The sequence below is a fragment of the Chryseobacterium urinae genome (assembly GCF_030518295.1).
Lineage (GTDB): Bacteria > Bacteroidota > Bacteroidia > Flavobacteriales > Weeksellaceae > Chryseobacterium > Chryseobacterium mucoviscidosis.
In genome coordinates, this window is sequence record NZ_JAULSJ010000015.1 from 101,494 (window position 1) to 107,750 (window position 6,257).

The window sequence follows — 6,257 nt, forward strand, 5'->3', positions numbered from 1 at the left end:
ATGAGCCTGCGAGAACTTTATAAAGGAACAAAAATTATTGAAACAATTGAGAATTATTCTTTTGCAGAACAGTTATTCCAAAATCAAGAGAATAAAAGGACTAAAAGTAGTCATCACTTCTTTAAAGATGAAGATTTTTGGCAAGAAGTGATTGCTTCTCCTTCAAAATATTGGGGACAAAAAGTGGATTTGATGAGATTTGTTATTTCAGATTGGGTTGCTCGTGTTCCAGGTTTATTCTGGTCTAAATCATCAGGGTTAATTCGGGAACATACCCTTAAAGATATAGCAAAACAAAGCAAACGATGGATTGAATTTAACCCACCAGGAAAATCTAAAAAAGTAATGGGAGGAATAGGAACATTATTATTACCACCAACGGATGACGGAAAGGTATTGTTATCTGTTAGTGCCGGATGTAATGCCTCTTCTGGAATACCTATATTATGCTTTCCTGAAGTGATTGATCAATTAGATATTAAACAAGGTGATTGCGTTGATATCATTGGTGCAAAATGGCAACCGATGGATACTCATTGGGCTTCGAAATTTGCATCCACGAAAGATATTCCTCGTGGTTACTTAGTGATTGACGATATTAATAAAATCAGAAGATTCCAAAGAAATTTTCCTATTTCATATCACCCTTTTTCTTTAATGGAATATGAGTATAAAGATAGTCTTTTTTATGATTTTGTTTATGTAACTGCTGATAGTAATACTGAGAATACAAATAGAGAAATTGAAAAATTTTTCTATGACTATAGAAAAAAAGATGGACGAAATGGCGAGTACCTCTTAAATCCAAACATTGTCTCTCCAATATTTGAAGCAAGATATTCATCCCCTTTAGAACTAACACATGCTTCGGAAAAGGCTAAACTTAAGTTGTTATATGAAAGAATTCGTGGAGTACATTTTAATAAGGAATCATTAGAGCAATTAATGATTCAATTACCACAATTATATCAAACAAGTACTTCAATAATACGGCTGACCAAAAATATAGGACTAAACGCTGCATTATTAGTAGAAGATTCTGCGGCTTCAATGTCTGCACAACTCATAAGTAAATGCATTGAAAAAGAAATGATAGAAGATCTTATAGATAGAATTGCAACAGAATACCCTAAAATTTTTAACTAATATGGCTTGGACAAAAAAACTCACACAATTAAATGATGTGTTAGGTGATTTAGTGTCAAACAAAGACGGAATCACGAAGTATGTAAAAGATTCAGGGTTAAAACCTCAATATATTAATACAAGTGGTAGTGCTTTAGATGTTTGGAGTGAGGTTTTAAGTGAAGCGGATAAAAACAATAAAGTAGATGAATTAATAAAGGTTGTTTTGCATTCTTACCCTGACAATTCATTTTTAAAAACAGCTCTAATCTCTAAAGAAATTGATTTTTCTGCAAGTCCCGATATTGATGACATCTCAGATTGGCAGGATATTTCGGAAGAAACATTAGAGGTACTAACATTAGAACAAAGTACTTTACTTCCCATTAATTTTTTAGCTAAAGGTTTACAAAAAAGTAAATCAGTGGGCAAAGTTGAAATTAAAATTGGTAATAATCAATATAGTGTAGGAACTGGCTTTTTGTTCAAAGTAAAAAATATTGATGACTTATTTTTCATTACCAATTATCATGTAATAAACAGTCAGAAAGACATAGACAAAACAAGGATAATATTTGACTATGAACTTGATATTGATGGCAATACTATACCTTCTCGAAGCTACAGTATTGACGCTGACGGTCCATGGTATTGTTCGGAAGTACAAGATTGTGATGCTACAATTTTCAAATTACTTGATAAAAACAACACTTTATCTGAATATGGGTATATTGGATTAAAGGAAATTGAGATTTCAAAAAATGATTTTGTCAACATTATTCAGCATCCTAAAGGAGAAATGAAACAAATTTCACTTTATCACAACATTGTAACCAATACAAACGATAGAGTTGTTCAATATCTTACTGATACTCTTAAAGGATCTTCAGGATCTCCTGTCTTTAATTCTGATTGGGATGTTGTTGCACTGCATCATAGTGGTGGTGGAAGCAAACCAGGCGAACCCCAACTTCCTGAAGGTAAAAAATCCCGTAATGAGGGAATTCTAATAAATAAAATCATTAAATTTATTGCTGATAACTATAAAACTAACACATGAAAAGCAAAATGTTATTCCAAGGGTATGACGAAAATTTTATTTTAAATAAAATTGTCTCATTACCGAAGCTAAATGAAGAACAAATTAATGATGTTGTACGTGATAAAGATGGTAATGATATAATAAAATACATCAATTACAGCTTACAATTGTCAGCAACTCATAAATTTCCTTTTTATACTGCGACAAATATTAATGGCTTACTTTTCAAAAAAGTTCCTAGAAAAGATAATTGGAGAAATGATGATAGAGTAGAAGGTTATCAATGGGGAAAAGAGTTGTATAGTGCTCCTAAAAGTAATTTTGATAGAGGGCATATGACTAAAAGAGAAGATGTTCAATGGGGTGAGACAATAGGTATTGCATTAAATGCCGCCGACTCAACATTCTACTACACCAATGCTGTTCCACAGCATAAAGACCTCAATCGTGATATTTGGAGAAGTTTGGAAGATTATATTCTTCATACAGAAACAAAACAGAACGAGTTGCGAGTTTGTGTTTTTACAGGACCAGTTCTTTCACGTTCAAATCCTTACTTTGTAACCCCTATAAACGATAAACAAATTCAAATTCCTTCATTATTCTGGAAAGTTGTTGTTTTTCAAAAAGAAGATGGTAATCTATACCGTGTCGGGTTTATGATGAGTCAAAACAAGTTACTTTCAAAGAATGCCATTATAGAAGAACTCGAATCCGACAATGAACTTTTTATGCAATTTGATGATGCTGACACCTATCAAGTAAATATTTCTTTAATTGAAGATATTACTGGTTTGGAAATCCCCAAGGCAATTGATTCATATTCTGATGAAAGAAGTTTGAAATTGATTTTAAAAGAAATAGATATTGACCCTGATCTGGAAAGTGATTCCATAGGATACAAATTAGGATTCTCTTTAGAAAATATTGTTCTTTAAATTTATTATCCTCAACATAAGGAGATTATTTTATCAGTTTTTTTACTTCCAGGTCTTTAAGAATCCATTCAATTGTTGCTTTGGAAATTTTAGAGGCAATTTTGTTTTTATTGATTGTAAAAATAATTTTCAAAACTTTGCTTCCAATCCAGCCCGAAAAACGCTCGAATAAATTTTCCTTGTAATATTTATTCATTAATTTTTCTGTTATTGGATGGGGATTGCTTTCTTTAGGGTCAGTAATTTTTTTATACGTCAATTCAACAATCTTCTTTACCCTTTCTTCGATTTTAGGAGATAATTTTAACAGTTCTTTGGAGTCATATTCAGGCCATTTTTCAAAAGTTCTATGATATGGGTTTATTTTTGATTTTAATTCATAAAGATTGGGAATAATTGGCAGAAAAACTTTATTAACTTTCTGTCCTTTTTCATTCTTTTTTTCTCTAGTAAATTTAAATTTATTAATCATACCCTGAGTCCAACTCCTATGTATAGGATGGACATTGTTATTTTCAGGATCATATTCGAAAGAAAAATAAACTTTAAAGAAGTTTCTGGCATTATCACGGCCTAAAAAAAAGTCGTGATGCCTGAAATTAATATCTAAAAATCCTCCAAAAGCGAAAACTGAAGAACAAGCAATATGATGATCTTCGGGAATTTTCAAACTATTATACCGAATAGGATAAATTTCTCCCCTCAAATAGCCTTTAGTATGAAACTCCATCATTTCTTTCCTTTTCACTCTAGCCTGATCCTGTAGAGTTCCTAAAATAGCGGGAATAACGGAAAAAATATCTTCCGGTTGTTCATAGTTATCATCAATGATGTGATCTGGAAAAGGATCAATCATCACAAGACCATACTTATCGTATTCTCCCTCATTTTTCTCCCCATATCTTTCTTTCAACACATTTAATACTTCTCCAATAGGCTCATTGTTAATTGCTCCTCCGTCCACACCAATAAAATCGAAAGGGTTAGCAACATTTCCAAAGTTAATTGGAGGATCAAGTGGAATATTTTCCGGCGATATTTTGTTATGAAGTAATTTTCTAGAATTATTTTTGATATAATTTACAGTAAATTCATTATTAAAAAATTCTCGAAAACGTAATCCTATCGGAAATGCACCTGTCGCCTTTGTAGTGAGTTTTAATCTATCTACAATCTCTTTTTTACTACTAAATGGATCAAAGGGTAAATAAAAATCTTTGTGCAATAGATTGTTCTCATCATAATCAAGTTTAAAATGAGAGATAATAAAATGTTCGAAAGTATTATATTTAGGATTCTTATTACTTGGATTGACATTTCCAAACGGAGTGGAAAAATCTATCGGCAGTGGAACATTTCTTAACATGGTTTGTGATAACATCACTTCCAACTGGTTAGAAATATAGTTTGGTAATTTTTTTTCATTTCCTACATCGTCTATAAATGCGTTATCACAAATCGTATCAATGAATTCTGAATTTAACAAAGAAGCTATTTTATCTCCATTTAAATCTTCTAAGAATAACGTTTTTTCAAATATTTTTTCCGGATCATTTTCAGTGTCACCCATCAATACCCAACTGTCATAAAGCAAATTTCCTTTAGTTGAAGAAGGATTTGACGGATCTTTTACGGGGTTTATTTTTCCTTTTATGGCATATATAGCAGACATAACGGTCGTCATTCCACCGGCAGAAGCTCCACCCATCACATCAATCACAGCTTTATGCATTGGAACATAATCTAGCAAGTCTTCATTCCAGCCTTCAGGAAGGCTTCCTGCTTTTGCGTTTTCCCATAATTCTAAAATTTCAAAGAGATAGTCCATAACACCGGCGGTATAGCATCCTGCCGAAACAGCTCCGGCCATGGTAATACCAATATGAAATGTTTCGTTTTCTGATAAAGAGTTGTTCATGATAATAGTTTTTGTGAGAGATTATTTGGCTTTTAATAATTCAATATTACATAATTTTAATACATTAACTAAAATTACAAAAAAATAAAAATTAGTTTATGAAGTATTCGATATTTTTCATTAAAGATAGTCAATGAAAATAAAAAGTCAATTACCCTTTTGTGTAAATAAAAATTAGATAATGTGATTTCTACTACCTAAAATATTTAGAAAAAAACGCTAAGTTTTGAACCGTCCTCCCTATTTTTGACTTGTTTTTCTGAAATGAAAAACTTTTTAGTTTGAGCAACTTTTGTTTCAAAAAAGAGTTAACTTTCTCTTGCATTTTCATAAAAGTTGTCTATTATAGACAATACAGAAATATTTATCTTTTCTGAAAAGATGCTCCAAATCAAATTTATAGGGAAAAATCTTCTTGATATGTACCAAAACCCTAATAAATGGAAAGGAGGTTATCCTCCTTGAATCATAAAAAGCTACATCAAACTCGTTATATTAATGCAAGCAGAGGGAATAAACGATGTGACAGAAATCAATAAATTCTGAAACTACCAAATCTGACCCAAACAATGAGATATGAAATGAATTTGGGCAGCTCGTTTGAATGACGGACGAAGGTTAGAATTTACAAAAAATGACTCCTGAGCCATCCAGATTATTAACCTTACCAGAATAAGCAATCATTATAAAAAATAGCTTTTATCACTTACTCATCAATTAGGATGATTAAACCCGGAATAGCATTTCATCCCTGAGAATATCTTGCAGATGCTCTCGAAGTCAAAGGATGGTCTCAAACACAGTTTGCAGAATTAATCAATATCAGCAAATATGAGATCAATGATCTTGTAAAGTGAAGAAGAAACATCACGCCTAGAATAGCAGTGCGTATTGGTGAGGCTCTTGATACGCCAAGTACTGTTTGGCTCAATCTCCAAAATATATATGATCTTTACAGGCTAGACCTGAATAAAGAAGAATTCAATCAAAAGAAGGCTATAAGGAAAAGGCTTAAGGAGCTTGTTGTTGCATAAAGATTTCATGCCCAATAAATAGTAACAATAACCCTGCGTTCATACTTTATTAAAAAATTGTCAAATTTGATTTCAAAATCCTTTGTTAAAGATGGTATTGATTACATCTCATCCTCAAAAATAGCTTTATAAACTTTCCGTTTTTGGGTACAACAATTCTGCTTTTATACCATAATAATCCGTTTTAAACCATTTAAAAC

Annotated in this window: 4 protein-coding genes; 3 read left to right on the forward strand and 1 reads right to left on the reverse strand. The window is 31.6% G+C overall.

Translation table 11 applies throughout. The features are described from left to right. From QWT87_RS11570 to QWT87_RS11580, 3 genes are read left to right on the forward strand one after another with little or no spacing between them, the layout of a single operon-like run. Entirely contained in the window at nt 1-1,146 is a 1,146-nt protein-coding gene (locus QWT87_RS11570; protein WP_302716213.1) for a hypothetical protein, read from the forward strand. A gap of 1 nt (nt 1,147) precedes the next feature. Further along, nucleotides 1,148-2,185 (forward strand): S1 family peptidase, encoded by a 1,038-nt coding sequence (locus QWT87_RS11575; RefSeq protein WP_302716214.1) that lies wholly within the window; start codon nt 1,148-1,150, stop codon nt 2,183-2,185. Beyond that, complete coding sequence (locus QWT87_RS11580) at nt 2,182-3,105, forward strand: DNA/RNA non-specific endonuclease (RefSeq protein ID WP_302716215.1); 924 nt, start codon at nt 2,182-2,184, stop codon at nt 3,103-3,105. Before QWT87_RS11575 ends, QWT87_RS11580 begins: the two co-directional genes overlap by 4 nt. A 25-nt stretch (nt 3,106-3,130) precedes the next feature. Here the strand turns inward: QWT87_RS11580 and QWT87_RS11585 are convergent, their stop codons facing one another. Further along, nucleotides 3,131-5,023, reverse strand: a complete 1,893-nt coding sequence (locus QWT87_RS11585; RefSeq protein WP_302716216.1) for a hypothetical protein — start codon at nt 5,021-5,023, stop codon at nt 3,131-3,133. Nucleotides 5,024-6,257 lie beyond the last annotated feature (1,234 nt).

What these genes read in the sequence shown, in the direction of transcription:
- QWT87_RS11570 (WP_302716213.1), top strand. Translation starts at nt 1, where the DNA reads ATGAGCCTGCGAGAACTTTATAAAGGAACAAAAATTATTGAAACAATT.
- QWT87_RS11580 (WP_302716215.1), top strand. Translation starts at nt 2,182, where the DNA reads ATGAAAAGCAAAATGTTATTCCAAGGGTATGACGAAAATTTTATTTTA.
- QWT87_RS11575 (WP_302716214.1), top strand. Translation starts at nt 1,148, where the DNA reads ATGGCTTGGACAAAAAAACTCACACAATTAAATGATGTGTTAGGTGAT.
- QWT87_RS11585 (WP_302716216.1), bottom strand. Translation starts at nt 5,023, where the DNA reads ATGAACAACTCTTTATCAGAAAACGAAACATTTCATATTGGTATTACC.